The organism is Lacinutrix gracilariae (genome assembly GCF_042684485.1).
GTDB lineage: Bacteria > Bacteroidota > Bacteroidia > Flavobacteriales > Flavobacteriaceae > Oceanihabitans > Oceanihabitans gracilariae.
Genome location: NZ_JBHULM010000011.1, coordinates 1125697 through 1152288, shown reverse-complemented (window position 1 = coordinate 1152288; position 26592 = coordinate 1125697). Strand labels below are relative to the sequence as shown.

The 26592-nt window shown below is 31.2% G+C and carries 26 protein-coding genes; 9 read left to right on the top strand and 17 right to left on the bottom strand.

From position 1 onward, the window contains the following. Positions 1-49 precede the first annotated feature (49 nt). A complete protein-coding gene (locus ACFSSB_RS12175) occupies positions 50-1189 on the bottom strand; it encodes a cystathionine gamma-synthase (protein ID WP_379904610.1) in 1140 nt (379 codons plus the stop codon). Between the two features lie 98 nt (positions 1190-1287). On the opposite strand from ACFSSB_RS12175, the gene ACFSSB_RS12170 reads away from it, so the two are divergent. Further along, a complete protein-coding gene (locus ACFSSB_RS12170) occupies positions 1288-2013 on the top strand; it encodes a DUF3298 and DUF4163 domain-containing protein (protein WP_379904608.1) in 726 nt (241 codons plus the stop codon). Here ACFSSB_RS12170 and ACFSSB_RS12165 read toward each other — a convergent pair whose 3' ends face one another. After that, positions 2014-2469 carry a DinB family protein gene (locus ACFSSB_RS12165; RefSeq protein ID WP_379904606.1) on the bottom strand — a complete coding sequence of 152 codons (456 nt, stop codon included), beginning with the start codon at positions 2467-2469 and terminating at the stop codon, positions 2014-2016. Between the two features lie 73 nt (positions 2470-2542). Between ACFSSB_RS12165 and ACFSSB_RS12160 the strand changes: the two genes are divergently transcribed. After that, positions 2543-2896, top strand: a complete 354-nt coding sequence (locus ACFSSB_RS12160) for an arsenate reductase family protein (RefSeq protein WP_379904604.1) — start codon at positions 2543-2545, stop codon at positions 2894-2896. Further along, positions 2889-3782: a DMT family transporter gene (locus tag ACFSSB_RS12155; protein ID WP_379904602.1), complete on the top strand. Its 894-nt coding sequence runs from the start codon at positions 2889-2891 to the stop codon at positions 3780-3782. The genes ACFSSB_RS12160 and ACFSSB_RS12155 overlap by 8 nt, the downstream gene beginning before the upstream one ends. On the opposite strand, the gene ACFSSB_RS12150 is transcribed toward ACFSSB_RS12155, so the two are convergent. Next, the gene (locus tag ACFSSB_RS12150; protein ID WP_379904600.1) at positions 3771-4250 is read right to left on the bottom strand and encodes an acyl-CoA thioesterase; all 480 of its coding nucleotides are present in this window, start codon (positions 4248-4250) and stop codon (positions 3771-3773) included. The genes ACFSSB_RS12155 and ACFSSB_RS12150 overlap by 12 nt on opposite strands. Before the next feature lie 112 nt (positions 4251-4362). Between ACFSSB_RS12150 and ACFSSB_RS12145 the strand changes: the two genes are divergently transcribed. The 3 genes from ACFSSB_RS12145 to nadD all read left to right on the top strand — a co-directional run bounded on the left by ACFSSB_RS12145 (position 4363) and on the right by nadD (position 6472). After that, positions 4363-5220 carry a YicC/YloC family endoribonuclease gene (locus ACFSSB_RS12145; protein WP_379904598.1) on the top strand — a complete coding sequence of 286 codons (858 nt, stop codon included), beginning with the start codon at positions 4363-4365 and terminating at the stop codon, positions 5218-5220. Positions 5221-5292: 72 nt separating this feature from the next. Continuing rightward, complete coding sequence (gmk, locus tag ACFSSB_RS12140) at positions 5293-5892, top strand: guanylate kinase (RefSeq protein ID WP_379904596.1); 600 nt, start codon at positions 5293-5295, stop codon at positions 5890-5892. Between the two features lies 1 nt (position 5893). Next, entirely contained in the window at positions 5894-6472 is a 579-nt protein-coding gene (gene nadD / locus ACFSSB_RS12135) for a nicotinate (nicotinamide) nucleotide adenylyltransferase (protein WP_379904594.1), read from the top strand. A gap of 72 nt (positions 6473-6544) precedes the next feature. Here the strand turns inward: nadD and lysM are convergent, their stop codons facing one another. Beyond that, positions 6545-7042 carry a peptidoglycan-binding protein LysM gene (lysM, locus tag ACFSSB_RS12130; RefSeq protein ID WP_379904592.1) on the bottom strand — a complete coding sequence of 166 codons (498 nt, stop codon included), beginning with the start codon at positions 7040-7042 and terminating at the stop codon, positions 6545-6547. Between the two features lie 222 nt (positions 7043-7264). Beyond that, a complete protein-coding gene (locus tag ACFSSB_RS12125) occupies positions 7265-8221 on the bottom strand; it encodes a nicotinic acid mononucleotide adenyltransferase (protein WP_379904590.1) in 957 nt (318 codons plus the stop codon). 266 nt (positions 8222-8487) lie between these two features. On the opposite strand from ACFSSB_RS12125, the gene ACFSSB_RS12120 reads away from it, so the two are divergent. Then, the gene (locus ACFSSB_RS12120) at positions 8488-9489 is read left to right on the top strand and encodes an NAD(P)H-dependent glycerol-3-phosphate dehydrogenase (protein ID WP_379904588.1); all 1002 of its coding nucleotides are present in this window, start codon (positions 8488-8490) and stop codon (positions 9487-9489) included. Between the two features lie 4 nt (positions 9490-9493). Here ACFSSB_RS12120 and ACFSSB_RS12115 read toward each other — a convergent pair whose 3' ends face one another. From ACFSSB_RS12115 to ACFSSB_RS12085, 7 genes are all read right to left on the bottom strand, one after another. Next, entirely contained in the window at positions 9494-9889 is a 396-nt protein-coding gene (locus ACFSSB_RS12115) for a hypothetical protein (RefSeq protein WP_379904586.1), read from the bottom strand. A gap of 269 nt (positions 9890-10158) precedes the next feature. Further along, positions 10159-11577, bottom strand: a complete 1419-nt coding sequence (locus ACFSSB_RS12110; protein ID WP_379904584.1) for an efflux transporter outer membrane subunit — start codon at positions 11575-11577, stop codon at positions 10159-10161. Positions 11578-11582: 5 nt separating this feature from the next. Then, complete coding sequence (locus tag ACFSSB_RS12105) at positions 11583-14717, bottom strand: efflux RND transporter permease subunit (RefSeq protein ID WP_379904582.1); 3135 nt, start codon at positions 14715-14717, stop codon at positions 11583-11585. A gap of 22 nt (positions 14718-14739) precedes the next feature. Continuing rightward, positions 14740-15873, bottom strand: coding sequence for an efflux RND transporter periplasmic adaptor subunit (locus ACFSSB_RS12100; protein ID WP_379904580.1), 1134 nt, complete (start codon positions 15871-15873; stop codon positions 14740-14742). Positions 15874-15885: 12 nt separating this feature from the next. Continuing rightward, positions 15886-16389, bottom strand: a complete 504-nt coding sequence (locus ACFSSB_RS12095; RefSeq protein ID WP_379904578.1) for a GbsR/MarR family transcriptional regulator — start codon at positions 16387-16389, stop codon at positions 15886-15888. A 168-nt stretch (positions 16390-16557) separates the two neighbouring features. Further along, entirely contained in the window at positions 16558-17577 is a 1020-nt protein-coding gene (pheS, locus tag ACFSSB_RS12090) for a phenylalanine--tRNA ligase subunit alpha (RefSeq protein WP_379904576.1), read from the bottom strand. A gap of 221 nt (positions 17578-17798) precedes the next feature. Beyond that, positions 17799-18155, bottom strand: coding sequence for a hypothetical protein (locus ACFSSB_RS12085; protein WP_379904574.1), 357 nt, complete (start codon positions 18153-18155; stop codon positions 17799-17801). Positions 18156-18311: 156 nt separating this feature from the next. Here ACFSSB_RS12085 and ACFSSB_RS12080 point away from each other — a divergent pair, with 156 nt between their 5' ends. Further along, positions 18312-18833 carry a CvpA family protein gene (locus ACFSSB_RS12080; protein ID WP_379904571.1) on the top strand — a complete coding sequence of 174 codons (522 nt, stop codon included), beginning with the start codon at positions 18312-18314 and terminating at the stop codon, positions 18831-18833. Positions 18834-18842: 9 nt separating this feature from the next. Here ACFSSB_RS12080 and ACFSSB_RS12075 read toward each other — a convergent pair whose 3' ends face one another. From ACFSSB_RS12075 to ACFSSB_RS12055, 5 genes are all read right to left on the bottom strand, one after another. Continuing rightward, positions 18843-19196, bottom strand: a complete 354-nt coding sequence (locus ACFSSB_RS12075) for a DUF6686 family protein (protein WP_379904569.1) — start codon at positions 19194-19196, stop codon at positions 18843-18845. Positions 19197-19212: 16 nt separating this feature from the next. Then, complete coding sequence (locus tag ACFSSB_RS12070; protein ID WP_379904567.1) at positions 19213-21396, bottom strand: PepSY domain-containing protein; 2184 nt, start codon at positions 21394-21396, stop codon at positions 19213-19215. Positions 21397-21472: 76 nt separating this feature from the next. Beyond that, a complete protein-coding gene (locus ACFSSB_RS12065) occupies positions 21473-21958 on the bottom strand; it encodes a DUF2271 domain-containing protein (protein ID WP_379904565.1) in 486 nt (161 codons plus the stop codon). 10 nt (positions 21959-21968) lie between these two features. Next, the gene (locus tag ACFSSB_RS12060; RefSeq protein WP_379904563.1) at positions 21969-23447 is read right to left on the bottom strand and encodes an ankyrin repeat domain-containing protein; all 1479 of its coding nucleotides are present in this window, start codon (positions 23445-23447) and stop codon (positions 21969-21971) included. Between the two features lie 2 nt (positions 23448-23449). Continuing rightward, positions 23450-24355, bottom strand: coding sequence for a DUF6607 family protein (locus ACFSSB_RS12055; protein WP_379904561.1), 906 nt, complete (start codon positions 24353-24355; stop codon positions 23450-23452). Between the two features lie 104 nt (positions 24356-24459). On the opposite strand from ACFSSB_RS12055, the gene ACFSSB_RS12050 reads away from it, so the two are divergent. Continuing rightward, on the top strand, positions 24460-26589 hold the full coding sequence (locus ACFSSB_RS12050; RefSeq protein ID WP_379904559.1) for a TonB-dependent receptor plug domain-containing protein: 2130 nt from the start codon (positions 24460-24462) through the stop codon (positions 26587-26589). Positions 26590-26592 lie beyond the last annotated feature (3 nt).

Below are 26592 nucleotides of genomic sequence, written 5' to 3'. Positions count from 1 at the left end.
ACTCCAGCTTTTAAACTGGAGTTTTTTTGTTTAGTATAAAATTGTTGTTCTATTCTAACGCTTGTTTTAAATCTGCAATTAAATCTACTTCATCTTCAATACCAACACTTAAACGTATTAGTGAGTCTACCACACCAATTTTTTCTCGTTCTTCTTTTGGTATGCTAGCATGTGTCATGCTTGCTGGATGACCAGCTAAAGATTCTACACCACCAAGTGATTCTGCTAAAGTAAACAGTTTTAATTTTTCTACTATTTTAATTGCTTCCTCATAATTATTTCCTTTAGTAGTAAAAGACAGCATACCACCAAAATCTTTCATTTGCGCTTTTGCAATATCGTGATTTTGATGCGTATCAAATCCTGGCCAATATACTTTTTCAATTTTTGGGTGTGCTGCTAAATACATAGCAATAGCTTTTCCATTTTCACAATGACGTTGCATTCTTACATGTAAGGTTTTTATTCCTCTTAAAACTAAAAAGCTATCTTGAGGTCCGCAAATAGCACCACTAGCATTTTGTATAAAATACAGTTTACCTGCTAATTCTTTATCCTTTACCACCAATGCTCCCATAACAACATCACTATGACCACCAAGGTATTTGGTAGCAGAATGCATAACAATATCTGCACCTAAATCTAATGGTTGTTGTAAATATGGTGTAGCAAAAGTGTTATCTACAGCAAATAAAACATGGTGTTTTTTAGCAATTGCTGCAATTGCTTTAATATCTATAATTTGTAATAATGGGTTGGTTGGTGTTTCTACCCAAATAAGTTTTGTATTAGAGTTTATAAAACTTTCAATAGTGCTAGCATTTTTCATACCAACAAAATGGAATTTAATACCAAAGGATGCAAAAATCTTAGTAAACAACCTATAAGTTCCTCCATATAAATCGTTAGTAGCTATAACCTCATCACCAGGCTTTAAAAGTTTTACAACCGCATCTATAGCAGCAAGTCCAGAACCAAATGCTAAACCAAAATTTCCGTTTTCTAAAGCTGCAAAAGCATTTTCTAAGGCATTTCTTGTAGGATTATGTGTTCTAGAATACGCATAACCTTTATGTTCTCCAGGAGTAGTTTGGGCATAAGTTGTTGTTTGGTATATAGGAGGCATTACTGCACCATAAGCTGGATCTGGTTTTTGCCCTCCATGAATTACCTTTGTATTAAACTTCATTTGTAAATTTATTTATAACAAAAATAAGTTTTAACTCGTTGTATTCAAACCTAAAGTATATCTTTAATCTATCTTTAACTTATTAATTAATTTACACATTGAAATATCTTCGTTTACTTATTCTTCTATGTATTTTCACTTCTTGCGAAAAAGAAAACACCACGCTTGCTTTTTCTGAAATTACTATTTTAAAAGAAACTACTACTACTATTGAAATTAATATGCCTAAAGCACAAGGCAATAATCCTGCAGCAGAAAAAGTAAATGCTACACTTAATAATTTTGTTTGCGAAGCTTTACATATAGATGCTGCAACACCAAAAAAAGAAACTCTAGAGCAATGCATGCAAGATTTTAATGATGCATACAGCAATTTTAACACCTTAATAAGTGAAGAGTTAAAAGAAGAACTACCTAAATGGGAAGCTTTAATTGATGGTGAAGTTATTTACAGCACCACAAATTTTGTTTGTATTGCTATGAACTCTAGCATAAACACAGGAGCTGCAAACAGTAGTTTAATTTTAGAGTTTTTTAATTTTGACACAAAAACAGGAGCGCTTTTAACCACAAAAGATATAATTAACAATACAGAAGATTTTACCTCTTTAGTTAAAAAATATTATAACAAAGAAGTTACTTCCACCTTTATAGAAGCAGAGTCTCTTTTAAACAAAAACACCTTTAAACTACCTAAAACTTTAGGTTTTAGTGAAGATGGTATTATCATTTTATATGATAATTTTAGTGTTGGTGCTTTTGAAAAAGAAATTGTAGAATTTACTATTCCGTATGAAGTAGCAAACAGCTATTTAAAAATTTAATTACAAAGCTCTTTTAAGTGCTAAAATATATCCTAAATGAATACCTTCATGAAAGTTATTAAACGCAATAGCTTCTTCAACATTAGTTAAAGTACTTTTGGTAGAAACCGTATATTCTGTATAGGTTTTAAAAATGTTGTTATTATAATCTTCTTGTGTTTTAGTAATTGTAGAAAACAAAAAACCTTTAATTTCATCAACCTCTACTTGTGTTATATCGCGTTCTGTTTTAGTACCTTTTCTATACATTTCTATCATTTCATCTGTTAAAACAGAAGGCAATCCAGATAACTTATACACCAACAATTGTTGCGTTACAATGGTATGTGCAATATTCCAAATAATAGTATTATTAAACCCTTTAGGCTTTTGATTAAGTTGTTCTAGACTAAGATTCTCTAACAAAGAGTGTAGTATATTTCTATTTTTTAAATTTATTTCAAAGGCCCAATTCATAATTCTATTTTTTGGATAAAAATAATTATTTTTTAAGGAGAATGAACGTAATTTGCAGCATAAATTTTTAGGTATGAAAAAAGTATACTATTTAAAAACTTGCAGTACATGTACTAGAATTTTAAAGGAATTAAATCTTCCTGCAGAATTTATTCTTCAAGACATAAAAAAAGAAGAGATTACAGTTCAACAATTAGAACAAATGAAAGCCTTAGCAGGAAGCTATGAAGCGCTTTTTAGTAAACGTTCTAAACTGTATAAAGAAATGGATTTAAAAAACCAGAATCTAACCGAAAAAGATTATAAACACTATATTTTAGACCACTATACTTTTTTAAGTCGTCCTGTGTTTATAATAGATAATGCTATTTTTATAGGAAACTCTAAAGCAAACGTTGAAGCTGTTAAAAAAGTTTTAAATGCATAAAAGAACCGTTGCCTTAATTGCTGTATTTTTAGTACAATTACTTTACGGCTTAAATTTTACTTTTGCAAAATTTGTAATGAATGAAGGCTATATAAAACCGTTTGGTTTTGTGTTACTTCGTATTTTTGGGGCAACCATATTGTTCTGGATCTTAGATGCTTTTATGCCTAAAGAAAAAATTGATACCAAAGATTTTAAAACCTTTGTTATTGCTGCTTTTTTTGGTGTGGCAACTAATATGCTACTATTCTTTTCTGGACTAGAACTCACTACACCTATTCACGCTGCGGTAATTATGATTACCACACCTATAATTATACTTATATTCTCTGCCTTTTTTTTAAAAGAACGCATTACAGGCTTAAAAGTAACAGGAATATTATTAGGTTTTGCTGGCGCACTAGTACTATCTATTTATGGTAAATCAGCACGTGTTGGTGATAATATATTTTTAGGAAACTTAATGGTTTTTGCAAATGCGGTTTCCTATAGTGTATACATTATTATTATAAAAAAACTTACCGAAAAATACCATCCTTTTACTTTTATAAAATGGTTGTTTCTGTTTGGTTTCTTTATAGTGCTTCCTTTTGGTTATCAAGAAGTACAAGAAATACAGCTAGCTACCTTTTCACCTTATGTTTATTTTTCTGTAGGATTTGTAATTATTGGAGCCACTTTTGGCACCTACTTATTAAATCCTTTAGCCTTAAGAACCTTAAAAGCAAGTACTATTGGTACCTTTATTTATTTACAACCAGTAATAGCAGGAGTATTTGCTATTTTAATGGGAGTAGACTCTTTAAACGCTGTAAAAATAGTAGCTATGCTTCTTATTTTTTCTGGCGTATACTTGGTAAGTAAAACACCTAAATTACAAGACTAAATTTTTAGGCACCTTACCTTTTTCTCTGGTATCTTCTTTAGTAAGTACTTTATACGCTTCAGATTTTGGAAAAGCATCAGCAATAACTAATAACTCCTCAGGTAAAGCAGTCATTTTTCTTGCTTTTAAATCAATCCAAGCTCCCATCATTTCACAATGTGCAATATTTTCGCCTTTTTTATTGTAAAAATTATGGTCAAATTTAAAAAGTGTTCCGTCTTCACTTAAACCAGAAACACTAAGACTAACGGTTATTGCTTGTCCTAAAAAAGCTTCCTTAAAATAATACATATGCTCATAAAAAACAACAGGTCCTATGTTATATTTTGCAAGCTCTCGCATAGAAAAACCTTGCTCTATAAGAAAAGCCATTCTGGTATGACTCATAAAATTAGTATAAGCAGAATTTGCTAAATGTCTGTTAGCGTCTACATCGCTCCAACGTATTTCAAATTGTTTAGTGTACATCTTTTTTAAATTTATATGCAAATTTACATATTTATATTATGCACGCATACTATAAATTGTGTTTTCTAAACCTATACTTTTAGCTATCTTTGTAAAACTTAAATAAATTCTTATGATTCATTCTATGACGGGTTATGGTAAATCTGTTTTACAATTACCAACAAAAAAAATTACTTTAGAAATTAAATCACTAAACAGTAAAAACCTGGATTTAAATGCTAGAATGCCTTCTATATATAGAGAAAAAGAATTAAGCCTACGCAAACTTATTGGTAAACAATTAGAACGTGGTAAAATTGATTTTTCTATTTATGTTGAAGTTACAGGTGAAGAAACCACCACACAACTTAACAAACCTGTGGTAAAGCAATACATGAAACAACTTAAAGAAGTTGTAGATGGTGACGAAACAGAATTATTAAAAATGGCTGTTAGGTTTCCAGATGCTTTAAATACAGAACGAGATGAGATTGATGAAAACGAATGGAATACCATTTTAGACGAAATAAAAGTAGCTTTAAGCAGAATTGACACCTACAGGTTAGACGAAGGAAAAGTACTAGAAGCCGACTTTAAAAATAGAATTGCATCTATTGCAGACCTACTAGAACAAGTCATTAAAATGGATCCTGAACGCATTGAAGGTGTTCGTGAACGTTTACGTAAAGGTGTAGAAGATTTAAAAGAAAAAGTAGACCAAAACCGCTTTGAACAAGAGCTAGTTTACTATATTGAAAAATTTGATATCACAGAAGAGAAAGTGCGTTTACAAAACCACTTAGAGTATTTTATTTCTGCCTTAAACTCTAAAGATTCTAACGGAAAAAAATTAGGATTTATTAGCCAAGAAATAGGAAGAGAAATAAACACCATAGGTTCTAAAAGTAATTATGCACCAATGCAAAAATTGGTAGTACAAATGAAAGATGAGCTAGAAAAAATAAAAGAACAACTTCTTAACGTACTTTAATCTTAATTAAAGACAATCTAGAACTAATAATAATGCACGCTTAGTTTGACAAAGCGCTTTAAAAAATAGAATTTGACTAAAAATAACAAAGAAAAAGGGAAACTAATAGTATTTTCTGCTCCTTCAGGATCTGGAAAAACAACCATTGTTAGACACCTACTTAAACAAGAAAAATTAAATCTAGCATTTTCTATTTCTGCAACTTCAAGAGAAAAAAGAGGAACAGAAGTACATGCCGAAGACTACTATTTTTTATCTGCAAACCAATTTAAGCAGCATATTAAAGATGACGAATTTCTAGAATGGGAAGAAGTCTATAGAGATAATTTTTATGGTACTTTAAAAACCGAAGTAGAACGCCTTTGGTCTTTAGGTAAAAATGTAATTTTTGATATTGATGTTTCTGGTGGTTTACGTATTAAACGCAAATTTCCAGAACAAACCTTGGCTGTTTTTGTAAAACCACCAAGTATTGATGAGTTAAAAATTAGATTAAAAAAACGCAAGACAGAAAGCGACGATAAAATTAATATGCGTGTTGCAAAAGCTAGTGCAGAACTTGCTACAGCACCTCTTTTTGATGTGATTATTGAAAATGATAATTTAGATAAAGCACTACTAGAAGCGGAAACTATAGTTGGTGATTTTTTAAACCCGAAAAAAGAGGAATAAAATGAAAGTAGGTTTATACTTTGGCTCTTTTAATCCTATACACATTGGTCACTTAATAATTGCTAACCATTTAGCAGAGCATAGTGATTTAGATCAAATATGGTTTGTAGTAACACCACACAATCCTTTTAAAAAGAAAAACACCTTACTTGATAATTACCAACGTTTAGAAATGGTATATCAAGCTACCAAAGATTATATAAAACTAAAACCTAGTGATATTGAGTTTGGCTTACCACAACCCAATTACACCATAAATACCTTAGCGCATTTACAAGAAAAATACCCTAAAAATACTTTTAGTTTAATCATGGGAGAAGACAATTTAAAGAGTTTTCATAAATGGAAAAACTACGAGCTTATTTTAGAGAATAATGATATTTATGTTTACCCTAGAATTTCTGAAGGAAAAGTAGAAACACAGTTTGATAATCATGAACGTATTCATCATATAGATGCACCAATAATACAGCTTTCTTCTACCTTTATACGTAAAAACATTAAAGCAGGTAAGAATGTAAAACCAATGCTACCAGAGTATGTTTGGAAGTATCTTGATGAAATGAATTTTTACAGATAATTAGATTAAATCATAAAAAAAACGCCAACTTAAAGTTGGCGTTTTTTTTTATATTATCTACAATTAGTACAACTAGTCTAAAGCAGGAATACGTAAAACTTGACCTGGATAAATTTTATCAGGATGCTCTAACATTGGTTTATTAGCTTCAAAAATCACAGGATATTTCATAGCATTACCATAAAATGTTTTTGCTATTTTACCTAAAGTATCACCACTAACTACAGTATGAAATTGCGCTTCTGGCTCTACATGTTCTACAGTCATTTGGTCATCTACTGTAGCAATACCATTAGAGTTACCTACTACTAATATTATTTTTTCTCTTGTTGCTTGATCATAAGCCATACCAGAAATGGTGGCTGCATCATCATCAATAAATACACTTAAGTCTTCTACTTGTAAACCTAAGTCTTTAACTGTTGTTTCTAATCTTTTTGCAACTAATGCTTCTTCTTTAAGTTCTTCTGCATTTGCTTTTGCTGCTGCTTCAGCTGCTTCTTCTTCCGTAGTTTTTCCTATTCCAAAAACTTTTGCACCTGCATCTTTAATAAATGAAAATAATCCCATAATTGTTTTTTGTGTTTAATGTTGTTAATTAATTATTGTAAAGTTTAAAAAAAACTTCTTCAATTCCAATTAATGTTAACAACTAACGTGCCAATATCTTACAAAAAAGAAACCGTTTAAAAATTTCTTTTTAAACGGTTTCCAAATTAACTAACTAACCAATTTTTATAGTGATGACCATTTACTAATCCATAGCAATCACTTTATATTTTTTATTTTTTCTTACCATACATCACGTGTGTTTTCACGTACGTTTTCTGTTTTTTCTGTACGTTGTACTCGTGGTTTTTCTGCACTAGATTTTGTTTTATCTGTTGGTGTTCCTGTTTTTAAATACTGTATATAACCTCTTCCTCTAAACTCATATAAAGTACCTGATGCGTTATGAAACAACTCTATAGTATTATCACTAATAACGCTCAATTCAAAAAATTCATTGTCAAAGTAATTATAATCTAATGTTAATGTTTTTTGGTACATATTACCACTTACATTTCCAACGGTATATATTCCAGAATAATCCCAAAATATATTGTTTGGGTTGGTACCAACTCCATCTTGTGAGCTTCTAAAGGTTACTCCGTTTCCTCCAGCTAAAAACTGCATAAAATTTTCATTATCAAATTCATTTAAAGCGCCATAGTTACTAGTGTATGTTTTTTCCCAAGCTTCATATTCTTGTAAGAAATAATGAATATTATCATAAAAAACATAATTATAATCAAAGTTAGATCGTTGGTAACCATGTAAAAAATACGAAGTGTCGTTATAAGGATTATACAATTCTATGGTATTATAATCTATTTGGTAAACATCAAAAGTGTTATATCCATCAATATCATGATTTACATCTAAAATCATATTATAGGCATTATAATAACCTACAGAAATACCATAACCGTTTCCTTGACTACCAATACCTACTAAGTTATTGTTAGCATACAGCACTCCGTTTCTAAAAGACACTGTAAATGCTGTTTGTAAAAAACGTGTTTCGCCATAACCTATGGTTTGATTAATATCTACATACCATAACTCATAAGAACTCAACAGTTGGTTTAATGAAGCCGTTGTTGTTGGGTTATTACTATAATTATTTTCATAAATATCTTCATGATAACATGAGGTAAATAAAAGTGCTATTAAAGCAAATCCTGAAAGTAGTTTAGTAGTTTTCATATGTTTCTATTTAATTAAAACGCTTGTATAATATAATTTGTAAAACAGCTATAAATCTAGGTTATTAATTAAGATTTCAATGGTTTTTACGCCTTATATTATTTGTTGTTTTAGGTTTAATATTTTACAACATTCAAAACGCATGCCAAAAAATTTAAGTATCTGTTTTTACATCGCTTAGCTATCATTGATATTTTATGTATTTTTGGTTTTTAAATGAATTAGTATTTTTTCGCTTTCGCGGAAATGAAAAGAAAATATTCTCCATGAGTACACCTTTAAAATTTGCTGTTTTTGGTAGTGGCAGTTGGGCTACTGCAATAGTAAAAATGTTATGTGAAAACCAACAAGAAGTTGGTTGGTATATGCGTAGTGTATATATAAAAGAACATTTACTAAAAGAACAGCATAACCCAAGCTATTTAAGCTCTGTAGAGTTTCATTTAGAGCAGTTAAAAATAAGTAATGATATAAATGAAATGGCAGCATATGCCGACGTATTAATATTTGTAATACCGTCTGCTTTTATGTATTCTGAACTAGAAAAACTTACTTATAACATTCAAGATAAAATTGTAGTTTCTGCCGTAAAAGGCATTATACCAGAAACAGGAAAACTAGTAGGTGAGCATTTTCATGATGTATATAAAATTCCTTTTGAAAACATTGGTGTCATTGCTGGTCCTTGTCACGCAGAAGAGGTTGCTCTAGAGCGTTTGTCTTACCTAACCATTTCTTGTGCAGATCCAGAAAAAGCACAAGATATAGCTAACGCACTATCTAGCGACTATATTAAAACCAAAATTAGTGATGATGTAATTGGTACAGAATATGCTGTAATGCTTAAAAACATATACGCAATTGCCGCAGGAATAGCACACGGATTAGGTTATGGTGACAATTTTCAGAGTGTACTAATGAGTAATGCAATACGTGAAATGAAGCGTTTTATTAAAAAAATGCACAAAATGAAACGTAATATTAACAACTCTGCATATTTAGGAGATTTGTTAGTAACTGGTTACTCTGTTTTTTCAAGAAACAGAATGTTTGGTAACATGATTGGTAAAGGCTACACAGTAAAGTCTGCACAGATGGAAATGAGCATGGTTGCAGAAGGCTATTACGCTACAAAATCTGCACATTTACTAAACAAAAAAAACAAAAAGAAAACGCGTTTACCTATCATTGAAGCTGTTTACGAGATTCTTTATGAAAATAAAGACGCTAAAAAAGTGTTTAAAAAATTAACCGATAATTTAGATTAACAAATTATTTTACTAAAACACCTTGAGCTCCTATTAAAGGAATAGTTTGCAATGCTTTTAAATTGATGGTGTTTTTTCTAAAGGTGTAGGTTTTATCAAACATTTTATTGCCTTCAAAAAAAGATACTTTAAATTGGTTGTTTATTGCAAATAGCTCTTCTTGCATCAGTTCAATTTTAGCATAGCTTTTTTTAGGTAATCGGTCTAGTTTTTTTCTAAAAACAGAAGTTATTTTATCTTCAGAAAACCCACTAGTTACTATAAGAACCATCTCTAAGTCTACATCTTTATTATTTACAATATATGCATTCCAGTCTTGGCTTTTATACGTATCGTTATACTCATTAACCACAGCAATGTAAACATCTTCAACTTTAGGGATTTCTATATCTTTTTTCATTTTGCAAAAATAACAAACTATTAAAAATAAGAAATATAATACTTAGGCATTATTCTTTTTTTAACTTAAAATGAATAAAAAGTGGAAAAACGATTCATTAGTTGCTTCTATTTTCACTAGAAATTGTAAAATCACGTCAATTTTTAATAAAAACCCAACATTAGAAAGTTTTCCATTTGCAAAGATTACTCTTATTTTTAGGTGTTTTTTTAAATAGAAAAGAGGGTTTAAAACATTAAACCCTCTTTTTAATTAGTATTACTCTAATTTTATCTCCAACCACCACCAAGGGCTTCATATAAATCTACAACAGAAATTAATTGTTGTAATTGGCTGTCTATAATATTAAGTTCTGCGCTTAAAGCACTTTGTCTTGCTGTTAATAAATCTAAATAATTAGCATAACCATTTTTAAGTAACTCTTCAGAATTTGCTTCTGCAGTACGTAAGGCTTCCACTTCGTTTTTTCTGAATTGAAATTTCTTGGTTTCAGCTTCATAAGAAAACAATGCATTTGACACTTCGCTTCCAGCAACCAATAAGGTTTTCTTGAAATTTAATAAAGTGCTTTCTTGATTTGCTAGAGCAACTTCCTTTTGTGTTTTAAGCTTTCTTTGATTTAAAAGCGGTTGTGTTAAGCCACCAACAACGGTTGCAAATAAAGAATTTACATTTAATAATTTATCTAATTCTAAACTTTGTAATCCGCCTGAAGCTGTTAATGTTAAAGATGGATACAAGCTACTTTTAGCAACATTAGTAAGTTCAAAATCTTTAATTAACGCATATTCTGCAGCCATAACATCTGGTCTGTTACTTAACAATGTTGCTGGCACACCAAGTTTAATATCTTGTTCTATTTTTTGAACATCTAAACTACTTCTTTCAAAACTTTGTGGTTGTTTACCTAATAATATACTTAGTGTATTTTCGGTTTTAAAAATAGCTGTTTCAATATCTACTTGTAAAGCCTTGGCACTATTGTATTGCGCTATATTTTGGTCTACAGCAACTTGTGTTACTTGTCCAGCATCTTTTAATGCTTTAATAGTAGCCACACCACTTTCTCTGGCTTCTATAGTTTGTTTAGTAACCTCTAATTGCGCATCTAAAGCCAATAAGTTATAATAGGTATTTGCAATACTAGAAATCAATTGCGTTTTTACGGCTTGATGTCCTGCTACACTTTGCAAATAAGCAGCTTGTGTTGCTCTTTTATTAGATCTTATTTTGCCCCAAATATCTGCTTCCCATGAAAGGTTAGCAGTAATATCATAGGTATCTGTTCCTCCACTAAATATAGATCCGAACTGACTGTTTTCAGAAAATTCTTGACGTGTATAGTTAGGACCAACGCTTAAAGTTGGCAAATAACCTGCTTTACCTTGTTTTGCATAAGCTTGAGCAGCAATTATTTGTTGCAATGCTATACGTACATCCATATTATTTTGCAGACCTTCTTCTATATATTGTTGTAGGTATGGATCTGTAAATAAATTTTTCCAAGATACGTCTGCAATAGAAACGCTATCTGTAGGTAAATTTTCTGTTCTGTAAAGCGCTTCTGTTTCTGCAGTTAATTCTGGTCTTACATAGTCTTGCGCTACAAAACAACTTTGTAATGTTAAGGCAACAACTAGTAATAAAACGGCTTTGTTAAAATTTCTATGTTTTATAATGGTTTTCATAGTTTTTAGTCTTCAATAGTTTGTACTGCTGGTTTACTTGAAACTTTTTCTTGTAACCACTGGAATAATATAAATAGTATAGGAATTACAAACACACCTATAATGGTACCAATAAGCAGTCCGCCAACAGCACCTGTTCCAATAGACCTGTTTCCTTCAGAACCTACTCCTTTAGCTAATACTAATGGCATTAAACCTAGTATAAAGGCAAAAGAGGTCATTAAAATTGGACGTAAACGTGATTTTGCACCATCTAATGCAGCATCAAGAATACTTTCACCACTTCGCCTTTTCTGCAATGCAATTTCCACAATAAGTATGGCGTTTTTAGCCAATAGCCCAATTAACATGATTAAGGATATTTGGAAATAAATATTGTTTTCTAATCCTAATAATTTTGTAGAAATATAGGCTCCGAATACACCAAAAGGTAAGGACAATACCACTGCAAATGGTAGTAAATAACTTTCGTATTGTGCACTTAATAAAAAGTAAACAAATACAATACTTAATATAAATATAAAAGTGGTTTGGTTACCAGCACTTACTTCTTCTCTAGTTAATCCAGAATATGCAACCGTATAGTTACTTGGTAGTTTGGCTACTTCTTCTTCAATCACTCTAATAGCATCACCAGTACTATAGCCATCATTTGTAGCACCAGAAATCATTGTAGAATTTAATAAATTGAAACGTGTTACCGATTGTGGTCCATACACACGTTTTAAGTTTACAAACTGTGTAATTGGTGTCATTTCGCCTGTATCTGTTCTTACATACATGCTGTTTAAGGCACTTTCGTCTGCTCTATCTTCTGGTAACGCTTGAATGTATACTCTAAATTGTTTTCCGTATTTAGAAAAATCAGATGCATAAATCCCTCCAATATAACCTTGTAAAGTAGAAAAGATACTATTTACAGAAACTCCTTTTTCTTTTGCTAATGGTACATTTACTTCCATTTCGTATTGTGGATAGTTGGTACTAAAAGAAGATTGTGCATACTTAATTTCTGGATGACTCATTAAAGCCATAGAAAAATCTTTATTGGCTTGATCTAGATCTTTAAATTCACCTCCATACTTATCTAACAAATTCACTTCAAAACCAGATGAGTTACCAAAACCACGTATACTTGGTGGTGAGAAGAAAATAATTTTAGCTTCTGGCACTCCTGCTGCAATACCAAATAATTTTCCGGTAATAGCTTGCGCAGATAGCGATGCATCTTCACGCTCACTCCAGTCTTTTAACTTAATAATTCCCATACCATAGTTAGAACCTGTACCATTAATTAAACTTCTACCTTTAATAAAGTTAACACCAACAATACCATCCATACCATCTATTTTAGAGTATAGCTTTCTGGCAACAGCATCTGTTCTATCTAAAGAAGCACCTGCAGGCAATTCGATATTAGCAAAAATAATCCCTCTATCTTCATTAGGTACAAAACCTGTAGGTGTTGTATTTGCTGCCCAATAAATACCACCAACAGCAATAATTAATAATAATGCAGATACAAATTTGTTTTTATATAAGAATTGTAGCGAATTACCATAACGATGTATAGTAGCATTAAAACCACGATTAAACAATGTATAAAAACGCTGTAAAGGACCTTTACCTTTTACCTCTTCGTCATCATGCGATTTTAATAACAAGGCACATAAAGCAGGACTTAAGGTTAATGCATTTACTGCAGAAATTAAAATAGCTATAATTAAGGTTACACCAAACTGCTCATAAAAAACACCTGTAGGACCTGTTACAAAAGTTACAGGAATAAATACTGCAGCCATTACTAAAGTAATAGAGATGATGGCTCCAGAAATCTCGTTCATGGCTGTTAATGTTGCTTTTTTAGGATTATGCTCGCCATCGTCCATTTTAGCATGTACAGCCTCTACCACAACAATAGCATCATCAACCACAATACCAATGGCAAGCACTAACGCAAATAGCGTTAAAAGGTTAATAGAATACCCAAAAACATTCAAGAAAAAGAATGTACCAATAATAGAAACAGGTACTGCAATTGCAGGAATTAAAGTAGAACGGAAATCTTGTAAAAAGATAAACACTACTAAAAACACTAATAAAAAGGCTTCTAATAAGGTGTGTACCACTTTTTCAATAGATGCATTTAAAAATAAACTAGTATCATAAGGCACAAAAATATTTAAACCTTCTGGCAGATCACTTTTAACCTTTTCTAAAGTAGTTTTAATATTTTCAATAATCTCTTGTGCATTAGATCCTTTGGTTTGAAAAATACCCATAAATACAGCAGGATTACCTAAACTCATGGCATTTGCTGCGTATGATTGTGCATCTAACTCAATAGTTGCTACATCTTTTAAGCGTAAAAACTCTCCGTTACCTAAGGCCTTAATTACAATGTCGCTGTATTGACTTTCGTTTTTAAAACGACCACTATACGTTAAGGTATAAGAGAAAGATTCTCCATTATTTTGCCCTAAAGAACCTGCTGCTGCTTCTAAATTTTGTTCCGCTAAAACTGCAGAAATATCAGAAGGAATTAATCCATATGCTGCTAATTTTTCTGGTTTTAACCAAATACGCATAGCGTAATCCTGTTGCGAGAATACACTAACGTCTCCAACACCACTAATACGTTGCATGGCAGGAATAACGTTTATTTTTAAGTAATTCTGAATAAAAGTAGCGTCGTAGTTATCGCTTTCCGAATACATAGACACAAACATTAACGCACTAGTTTCTACTTTTTGTGTAATAACACCTGTTTGTGTTACCTCTGACGGCAACAATGGTGCAGCTCTTGCCACACGATTCTGCACATTTACCGCAGCAATATCTGCATCCATTTCTTGGTCAAAATAAACGGTAATTTCTGCAGTTCCAGTATTTGATGCTGTAGAGGTCATATAGGTCATTCCTTCTACTCCATTAATCTGCTCTTCAATAGGAATGATAACACTCTCTAAAACAGTTTCGGCATTTGCTCCTGTATAACTTGCTGTTACCTTAATAGTTGGTGGCGCAATATCTGGATATTCTTCTATAGGTAATGTACCAATACTTATGGCACCTAGTAAAACTATGATAATAGAAATTACCGTTGAAAGCACAGGTCTTTCAATAAATGTTTTTAACATAACTAAAATTTTTAGAGGTTATCTAATTTCTAAATAAGGTTGCTATAGGCTTAATAGCTTCATTAAAATCGGTTTCTTGAGGCGAAATAGCCATCCCGTTTCTTAACTTACTAACTCCAGATACAATAATTTTATCACTTACATCTAAACCAGACTCTACAACATAAAGGTTATCTACTGCGTCTTTTACTTTTATAATAGCTGTTTGCACCTTATTATCTTCTCCTAACTTAAAAATCATCACATTACCTTGTTGCTCAAAGGTTGCAGATTGAGGTACTACTAAAGCATCTTTATATTCTATAGGAAATCTAATTTTACCACTATTTCCGTTGGTTAAAATTTCGTTAGGATTATTGAAAGCTGCTCTAATTTGAATGGTTCCTGTACTTTGGTTTATTTGTCCTGTACTGGTTTGAATACGTCCTTTTTCAGAATACTCTTTTCCATTCGCTAAGATTAAAGTTAAATCTGGCGAATTTTTAATACGTTCTGCTTTTGTTTTTCCTTCAGATTGCATTAAATGGTCAATATATTGTGCTTCATTAAAGCTAAAAAACGCATATACTTGATCAATTTCACTTACTGTGGTTAGTGGAGTTAGGTCACTAGGACTAATTAAAGCACCTTCTCTAAAATTAATAGCACCAACATAACCGTCTATAGGGCTTTTAATTGTTGCATAACCAATATTAGCAGAAACACCACTTAAGTTTGCTTTAGCTTGTGCTAAATTAGCTTTAGCTGTTTCTAATTGTACTGGACTAATAATGTTTTTTTCAACAAGAGGAATTAGTTTATCTACTTCTACTTGTGCTACATTTACTCTTGCTTTTGCTGCTCCAGCATCTTGACTTAAAGACTGTGTTTCTAATTTAAATAACACTTGACCTTTACGCACTTTTTGACCTTCGTCTACATATACTTTTTCTATATATCCTGAAGTTTTAGCTCTAACATCACTGTTTACTACACCTTCAATGGTTACAGGATAGTCTGTATAACCTGTTACTGTTTTTGGTTGTACTTGAGCCACTGGATAAGGCGCAGGAGGAGCTTGTTTTACAGCAGCAGCATTGCTTTGCTTATCACCACAACTCATAACAACTAAGAATAGACTTAGCCCTAGAATAGCATTTAATTTATTGTTTTTCATTTTTACCTGACTTTAAATATGGAATTGATTGTTTATTAATTTTTCTCTTAATTCTTTTACCGAAGCTGTTGCTTCGTCTACAAACTTGACGTAATCATTATGAAAACTTAAATCGAATTTCTCTTCTTCGTTTTTAATTTTTACTTCGTTTTGGATTTCTTTATAGGATTTAATTTCTAGATGAATAGCACGCTCTTCATCCCAATGGCTTATCATTCTGTCTACATGTTGAATAATGGTATTTTTATTAATGATAAAGTACTTTTTTCGATCTCCTGTTTTGGTGAAATATTCTATTTTATTTAAATCTTGTAAATGATTTAGATGTGTAGAAATAGTACTTTTACTTGCACAAAGCACACTCACCATATCTTCAAAAGTAGCTCCGCTTTTACCAGTTAAAATAATGTAAGCCAAAATACGTGCTGCAACAGGAGCTATTTGCTCTCTGTTTTCTAAATGCACTCCTAGTTTTTCAACCAAAGCCATTTTTTCTTTGCAGATATTTTCTTTCATTGTTAATTGTTTTTTCTGTTTTCTGAAAACAAATAATCTATTCTCAGTAAAATGATAAACAAAATTACAAGTTAGTTCGGAACAAACCGAACTAAACGAAGTTAATTTATTGTTAAATAAAAAAGCCGACTGTTAACAGTCGGCTTTTTTAATATATTATAATGTTGTTTATAGTGCAGATTTAAACTGCTCTAAGAAACGTACATCATTTTCACTTAACAAGCGAATATCGCTAATTTGATTTAGTAACATGGCTATTCTGTCTATTCCCATACCAAATGCAAAACCAGAATATTCTTTAGAGTCGATACCACAGTTTTCTAACACGTTAGGATCTACCATACCACAACCCATAATTTCTAACCAACCTGTTCCTTTGGTAATTTTATAATCGGTTTCTGTTTCTAATCCCCAATACACATCTACCTCAGCACTTGGCTCTGTAAATGGAAAGTAAGAAGGACGTAAACGTATTTTAGATTTACCAAACATTTCTGTTGTAAAGTATTGCAGTGTTTGCTTTAGGTCTGCAAAACTTACATCTTTATCTATATATAAACCTTCTACTTGGTGAAAAAAACAGTGTGAACGTGCTGAAATAGCTTCGTTTCTGTATACACGACCAGGAGAAATGGTACGAATAGGTGGTTTATTGTTTTCCATATAACGTACTTGTACAGAACTTGTATGTGTACGTAATAAAATATCTGGATCTGTTTGTATAAAAAAGGTATCCTGCATATCTCTTGCTGGATGGTATTCTGGCAAGTTTAATGCGGTAAAGTTATGCCAATCATCTTCTATTTCTGGACCTTCACTTACGTTAAAACCAATACGAGAAAAGATATCTATAATTTCATTTTTAACAATAGATATTGGGTGTCTTGCTCCTATTTCTATTGGTTCACCAGGACGTGATAAATCTCCGTAAACTCCTTTTTCTTCTTCTTGGTTTTCTAACTCTTCTCTTAAGGCATTTACCTTTTCTTCAGCAGTTTTTTTAAGTTTATTAATAGTTTGACCAAATTCTTTTTTCTGGTCGTTTGCTACATTTTTAAACTCTGTAAAAAAGTCGTTTAACAATCCTTTTTTACCTAAGTATTTAATTCTGAATGCCTCAACCTCTTCTTTAGATTGTGCTTTAAATGCTTCTGCTTCTGCTATAAGTTCTTTTATCTTGTCTATCATGGTATGTATAAATAGGTGGCAAATTTAAATAAAATATCGGCATTACGTATTGCAAACAACGAACTAATATTTAAAAAAAAGAAGGTAATTACCACAGCAAACACAAAATATGCTTGGTAATACCATAAGTTGGTTGTGCTTTGCGTTAGCGATTGGAGCTTTGTTGGAGCTCATCTTGGATAGCGACTGCGGAAAGCGCGACCCTTGTGGTAACGCCCTTATTAGTCTATAAATTCTGTTTCTACAAAGTAGTTTACTATGGCTTCTTTCATTAAAATACTTTGCTCTCCTGCTTTTAAATGTGGTAATGTTGCTTTGGCTTTATAATGTGGCCAGCCATCTTCATCAACAAAATCAAACTCATAATAGCCATAAGGCGTAAGTACTTTGCAGATTGCAATGTGCATGAGGTCTAATTTTTGATCTTTTTTAAAACTTCTGTTTAATTGCCCTAATTCTTGTACACCAATAAGGTAGATTATTGCATCTAAATCTAGTGTGTCTCCATCTGCAAATTGATTAGATAGTTTTTGCACTACCAAATCCCAACGCTCTTTTAATTCTTGATCTCTTGACATATTTAACTTGAAAGTATTCCCGAAGTTTCGGGTGGTATTTAGGTTATTTTAATAAATGCCAAAGTTAGTAAACCTCTGTGTCACTTCATTACATCTCTACTTAAAAAAAGGAGAGAAGTTTTGTTATTTACTATATTTGACAAAATTGTAAGTTTTATGAGCGTTTTAGATATAGTTTTAGGTGCATTACTCCTTTTTGGATTGGTTAGAGGTTTTATGAAAGGTCTTTTTGTAGAAGTTGCCTCTCTTGTTGCATTAGTTGCTGGTGTTTATGGCGCTATACATTTTAGTGGTTTTGCTACCGAGTTTTTAGAAAGTAAAGTAGATTGGGACGAGAAATACATAAACATTGTTGCTTTTGCTATTACTTTTGTGGTTATTATTTTAGTAATTTCTCTTGCAGGAAAAGCTCTTACTAAATTGGCTGATTTTGCAGCTTTAGGTATTATAAACAAACTATTAGGAGGTGTTTTTGGCGCCTTAAAAATTGGTTTAATTTTAAGTGTAATTCTGGTTGTTTTTAGCAGAATGAATAACACCATACCTTTTGTTGGCGAAGAGGATTTAAAGGATTCTATTTTATACAATCCCGTAAAATCACTTTCACCAATGATTTTTCCGAGTATTATTAAAGCCGAAGATTCTGAAGAGGAAACGTCTGAAACCGAAGAAGCTTAAACTGTTCTACTAATTTAAAAGGAGCGTATAGTCTATATCTTCTAAACTTAAATAGCTATTATAAACATGTTTTTTGTTAGAAAAAAGTGCTTTTAATTCTGCTATTTCTTGCCTATTAAACATTAAAACGAGATTAGATTGTTGTGATGGAATTGGAATTTTTCGTTTTATATATGCTGCTTCATATTTGTTTTCCCAGTAGTCTGCTTCTAAAGCAAAAAGGTATTTTTTAAACTGCTGATATTGCACTACAGTAAACTCTAAATACACATTATTAAACTCTAAATGATAGATATTACAGTTTGTACAAATAGATAACTCGCCATTACTACCTTTAGCTATTGTTTTTATATTAGTACACATAGGTTTTGTTTTAAGCTTAGTAACAATCTGTTTTAATTTGCTTTGTAAATGCAGATAATGGTTGGTTTAAGTGTTGTGTGGTAATTGTATTTAAAACTGCTAGCACATCTTTTTGCATAGCTAAAGAACCACAAATCATAATAACTGCATTATTTTTTAAGGCATCTGCTATTTGTAAAGCGTCTCTTTGCAAAAGGTCTTGCACATAGGTTTTTGGCGATTGTTGCGAAAATGCCAAATGTAATTTGCTTAATTGTTTTTTATTTTGTGCTTCTTTTAATGCTGCACGATATAAGTTAAACGAAGAATTTTGCCTTAAACCATAATACAAATGGGTTTCTGTGTGTTTTGTATTTTGATCTAGCATTCCTAAAAAAGGAGCAATTCCTGTTCCGTTGGCAATAAGTATTACTTTTGATGCTTTTTTAGGAAAATGAAAAGCCGTGTTTTTTACTATTCTTGCTTTAAAATGATCTCCTTTATTTAAGGTTTCTAAAAAACCAGAACCTAATCCGTTTTCATGAAGCTTGACACTTAGTTGCACGTTTTTGTTTACTTTACCTATAGAATACAAACGCTCTCTATAATCGTTTTTTGGGTAGATTGCCAGTAAATCTCCTGAAGTAAACGTATTGCCTTTTGGTTTTAAGTTAATAATAAAGGTTTGGTCTGGATGTGCTTCTGCTTTGGTTTTATCTACTACAGTAAGCGTATTATTTAATTTGGGTTTTGCTGCTAGTTTTTCTTTAGAAATAGATATAGGAAGCTTTCGGTTTGTATTCCATAAACTTAGCCATTCTTCAAAAGCTGTAACCGATTTATCATTGATGGTAAAAACAGGTAATTCTTGGGTAAACTGCTGTTGCATTTCTGCATCTACATCAAAAGCAAATTTGCAAAAATCTGGATATGCTAATGAGCCAAAACCTACAACCGAATAGCTAATTTCTTGCCTTTGTTTTACGGTTTTTAAACGCTCTAAAAAGGTATTGGCATTGGTTGGCGCTTCACCTTCACCATAAGTAGATGTCATTATAATAAAATGCGTTGCTTTACTATACGTAGTATAATTATTAAGCTCTGTACAATAAACGGTTTTACCTGCTTTTAGTAACTGTTGTTGTAATTGATTAGCAAAAGGAACTGTATTTCCGTTTTCTGAACCTACTAAAATCACATAGCTACAAGCGTCTTTTTTATATTTATTTTTAAGTTTAGATTTTCTGCGTTTTAGTGTCATTGCAAAACCAGAATAGATAAAAAACAAAATATTTACACTTGCTATTGCTAAAATTAGAGACCACAAAATACTACCTTTTCCTGTGTGAAGATTCAGGCTTAAGTTTGAAAACACAGTAGTTAAAGGAGTTTGTTTTTGACTTAAAATTTCACCATTAAACTGGTTTACTACTATCTCTCTATCTTTAAGGGAAATGGTATAATAGTCTTCTACATCTTCAGAAAAAGGAAATTCTATACTTTTTACTTGAGCCAGTTTGGTGTTTTTAAAAACAGGAATTTCTTGAATATTGCGCTTTGGTATTTCAGAAAGGTTTTCAAAATCTATGGTATGCGTAATGGTATTTTTTGGCAGTACATCAAACTTTTCTAAAGACAAATAAACTCCTGTAATAGTAAGGATAAGTATTGGAATTAACGATAGTCTACCTAACACCACATGCCAATATTGGTTAAAGTTCTCGTTTACTATTTTAGAGAAAAACTTTTTTAAAGCGCCTTGTCTTTTTAGTATTAAAACCGTTCCTGAAATGGTAATTAAGAATAATAAAAACGAGCATAAACCAACAAAAAAACGTCCTATACTTTTTAAAAATAAGGATCTATGAAAATTAGTAACCCATTTAAAAAACTTAGACACTTCTATTTTATCTCCTAAAATCTGTGCTGTTTTAGGGTTTATATAACCTTGTAAACTCTCCCCATTTTTAGTAATAACAGAAGCTAAAACAAATTGGTTTGCATCTACTTGCACGTCTAAAACCTCTGGATATTCTGCTTTTAAATTAGAAATGGTTTCGGCAAGCGTAATGCTTTCAAAATTAGAAACCTTATAAGGTTGCAACTGCTCTGAAATGGGCTGAAATGCCAAGATAATTCCAGTTACAGAAGCTAATAAAATAAAAACAAACGAAGATACAGCTAGTGTTAAGTGGCTGTATCTCCAGATAGAAATGGTCATGTTTTTCTAGTTTATAAAACTTCTTAACAAAGTCTATACAGCGTGCAGACTAAGTACGCGAAGTACTACATTGGTTTTAGTTAGGCATTAAACGAACGTAACGTATAAAACCTGTACCTTCTTTTTTACTTTTTACACTTTCTGAGGTTAATTTAAACTCCACATCTTTGGTGTAATATTCTTGGTCCTCTACTGCAGTTTCAAAACGAATACTGTAACCAGCATCAATTTTAGAATCTTCAATATCTATAACATTTATACTTCTTGCTCCTCCTGCAATTGTTGCTCCTGTAATAGCATCAATATCTGTTCGTTTTTTTCCGTAGAACTGCCACCATTCTGAAATATCGTGATACCACTCATCATCATCTCCTTGTACGTAAAGTGTTTTTTCATATTCGCCTTCTGGATTAATAAGTGAAATAACTACGTATGCATTTTCGCCTGTATAATTAATCATTTGAATCATACATTTATAAGATGTAGATTCTGCCTTTGTTGTAAAGGATAATGTAGCAATTACAAGAACTCCTAGTACTAAAAGTGTTTTTAATGTTTTCATTAATTCGTGTTTATTTTAAAAAATCTAAATTGATTTTCTGTGCTTTTAAAATTTCGTTTTCTGTTGCTAAATCGTAAGCAGTTTCTTCAAAATCTGTTGTAGCTTCTATATTAGCTCCTATAGAAATTAAATACTTTAAAATTTCAGTATCTTTTGCTTGTAGAGCTGCTAAATGTAAAGCAGTGTTTCCTTCGTTATTTTTAGCATTTACATCTATTTTAAATTGCTCTAAAAGCTTTATAAAATTGCTATTATTTTTAGCTACAGCCAGATGGTATAAAGTGTTTCCGTTTTCTTGCGTTTTTGCAATATTTAATCCATTTTCTGTTAAAAGAACCAGTTTTCCCTTAAAATCTTCTTCTTTTTTAGCAGAAAACGATTCTACTAAATAAGCCGTTAAGTTGTTTTTATTAGCATCTAAAACAGTAATATCTGCTTTATTTTCTATTAAAAAACCAACCACATCAGGAGTGTTATTTGCTACAGCTAAAGCTAGAGCAGATTCCCCTTTTTTATTTACCTGATTTATATTTTTTAAGTACTTGAATAAAAATGTAACTGTTTCTAAGTTGTTATGGCTTACTGCGTTTAAAAATGGTGTATTGCCATTGTAGTCTGGTGTATTTACATCTAAGCCTTTTTCTACTAAATAGTTAATTAACTCTACATCTTTATTTGTTGAAGCTACTATATGTAATGGTGTTTCGCCTTTTATTGCTGCATTTTTTGGGTTTAAGCCAACACTTTCTAAGTATTTATAGAAGTCTAATGTATTGGTTTTACCTCTAGTTCCTGTTGCTGCAAATAGAAAGGCATTATCATTTCCTTTTACACCTTTTTCTAGTAATTGATTTAATAAATCTATATTTCCTGTTTTAGCAACATAATTAAATACACCATTGCCATTGTCATCTACACTATCAATAGAAGCACCTTTTGAAGTAAAATAATTTATTAGCGTAAAATCTTTATCGTAAGGAGCAGATAATAACAATGCATTAGCGTCTTTTGGAGTAAGATCTGTTTTTACATTTGCTCCGTTTTCAATACAAAGGTCATACACTTTTGTGTTTTGCTGTCCTGAATTAGCAGCAAAATTTAAGATTGTATTTCCTTTATCATCTGTAATATCTGTTTTTGCTCCTTTGCTTAAAAGGTATTCCATAAAATCAACATTTCCTTTATAAGCTGCCCAGAAAATATATGTTCTACCATCATGTGTTAGTTTATTTACATCATTTCCTTTTTTAGACTGAATGTGCTTTAAGGTTTCTAAAGAAGCGCCTTGCAGAATTGCATACACAACAGCATCAAAATTATTGCTATTAGATGCTGCTATATTATTTCCTTCTTTAATTTTAGCTTCCACAGTTTCAATACTTGGGTTTGATTTCCAGAAACCCCTGTTTAAAAACACATTTTGTTGTGCAAAACTAGGTATGCTAATCACTAAAACGAGTATTGCTATTATAGTTTTTATATTTTTCATTTTTATTGTTTTACAAACGATTCAATTAAAGGATTAATTTCTTCTGCTGTTTTGTATTTTTCTTTATCAAACAAATACTTAAACAAAACTTTATTATCTACTTTTTCTTCTAAAACTAAATCTTTATTTCTTGCAAAAATAGCATTCCATTTTGCACGTACCAAAGCCCATTTGTCTTTTTCTTTTGCCCAATATTCTTGAGCTGCAATACATTTACTATCGTCTACTTTTTTATATACATTATGTCCTTTTTCTTCTGCAACAAGTTCATAAACTCCTTCTTCACTAATAATTTTTTGGTTGTCTTGATCATGAATCCATCCTGTTGCAATAATTTCATGTCTATTGGTTCTACCTGTAACATTATAATCGCTACGTTGTGTATACTCACGTCTTGGTAAAGGCGCGTTTGTTGTGTTTTCCCAATAGTGTTTTCCATCTACATGCACCCAAGTTGCTGTACCTTCGTAACGCGGACTATCATCTACTTGAAATACTTTTTGAGACCATTGTCCTTTAACTTGTCTCTTATCTAATTTTGTGTATTTCCATTCATTATTTCTAAAATACTCATACAAATCGGTGTTTTCATACTCCCAATCTTGTCTCCAGTGTTTCACTATATATGGATGCTCTTTAGAACCAACAATTAATAAATGTTGCATAGAAATTTTATCTGCACTGTCTTCTACCAATTGTACCCATTCTAGGCCTTTATCATGTTTTGTTTTAGACGCAACGTATGTAGAGTCTTCAGAATACTGAAATGTTTCTGCAAAATTGAAGCTTACTTCATAACAACCACACATGGCTTTAATGGCTTTTTCGTCTTGTTTTTTCTTGTTTTGGGCGTTTACATTAAAACTTAATGTTGTTAAAAAGAAGAATACTAAGGGTAAATATTTCATTACTAAAATTTTATTATTTGAGATTAAGAAAAATTAAAAATACTTTATTCTTATTTAGATTGAATTAAAATAAGATTATATATTTGCGACAAATATAAAATAGAATGAGTCTAAATAAAAACTATATTACACTTTATTTTTTACTTTTTTTTAGTTCTTTATCCTTTTCACAAATAAAAAAAGATTCTACAGAAGTAGAACAACTTGAAGAGGTTGTGGTTACAGGTCAATACAATGCACAATCTATAAAAAAGTCGGTTCATAATGTTATTGTTATTAAAAGAGAACAAATAGAACAACAAGCAGCAAATAACTTAGCAGACTTATTAAATTTTAATTTAAATCTTAACATTATTGCAAATGCACAAACCGGAAAATCAAACATTTCCTTTTTTGGTTTAGACGAGCAATACTTTAATATTTTAATAGATAACATTCCTTTAGTCAGTGATAATGGTTTAGGAAACAATACCGATTTAACACAAATAAATCTTGATGATGTAGAGCGTATAGAAATTGTTGAAGGCGCTATGGGAGTAGAATATGGAGCCAATGCCATTTCTGGAGTTATTAATATAATTACCAAAAAATCTATTACAACAGATTGGCAGATTCAAGCTTCTTTACAAGAAGAAACTGTAGGGAATGAATACGCTTGGTTTGACGAAGGAAGACATATACAATCTATAAACGTAGCACATAATATTAATGAAAAATTATTTGCTAGAGTTGGAGTTAACAGAAACCAATTTGCTGGATTTTTTGATAATAGACAAGGTAAAGATTACTACCAAAATGATGGTTTACGTGGTTATGAGTGGTTGCCAAAAACTCAATTAAACACCAATGCATTAGTACATTATAAAGCCAAAAAAATTAGAATCAACTATAGGTTTGAATATTTTAATGAAGCTTTAAATTATTATGATGCTACTGTAAGACCTAATATAGATGTTACTACACAAACTAGTAACCCTTCTGCCACAGACAGAATATACAACACCAATAGGTTTGTAAATAATATAAACCTTTCCGGAAAAATGGATAATGGTGTTAACTATAAAGCTAATTTTTCTTACCAACAGCAAAAGCGAGATTTAAACATTTTTAACTACTACATTGTTACAGAAAATAAAACTGACGAAACAGAGGAAACCTACCAATCTACAAAGGTGTTTTTCTCTAATGCATCTGTAAATAATTTATTTAAAAAAGAGAAATATAATTTTCAGCTAGGTTACGACACAAGATATATAGAAGGTTTTGACACACAAGCCACTGGTGAACAATTTGAAGGAGATAAAACACTTTCTATTTACAGTCTTGCTGCCTTTGGTTCTGCAGAATATAAAGTAACCAACGCTTTTTCATTACGACCAGGTTTACGTTATGAGTACAACTCTAAATTTAATGCTAAGTTACTAGGTTCTTTTAGCGCTAGATATTTAATGTCTCATGGTTTTGAGCTTAGAGGAAGCCTTGGTAGTTCTTACAGAACGCCTAGTTTTGAAGAATTATACTACTACTTTGTAGACTCTAATCACGATGTACAAGGAAATGAAAATTTAGATCCAGAAAATGGATACTCGGCTTTTTTAAACCTAAAAAAGAGAAGTTGGATACATGATGTTTCCTTAGTAAACACAATTAAGTTAAGCTATATAGATTTAGACGATAAAATTGAATTAGCAGTAGTAAATACCACACCTTTACAATACAAATACATCAATATTGATGCCTATAAACTTTGGGGAATAACTTCTGAAAACGCTATTAAAACAGAGCATTGGACTTTTAATTTAGGAGCAACACTACAAGGAGTTTCTAGAATTATTAATACCGATGAAAATGCCAAAAATGATTTTCTATACGCTTTACAATTAAACACAAGTGCTACCTATACTATACCAAAATGGGATACTGCGTTTACTGTGTTATTAAAATATAATGGCGAACAAGAAAACTACTTTGCAAGTTCTAGTGATGCAGATGGCAACTCTGCTTATACCAAAGAAACTACAGAAGCCTATGGTTTATTGGATGCTTCAATTAAAAAATCGTTTTTCAATAATACACTTCAAACTACTATAGGAGGAAGAAACCTACTCGATATTACTAGCGTTGCTGTAAACAATTCTAGTACAGAAGGAACCCATTCAAGTAGCGATAACAATTTATTATTAGGTTACGGAAGATCTTTTTACATAAAACTATTATATAATTTAAATTTTTAAACA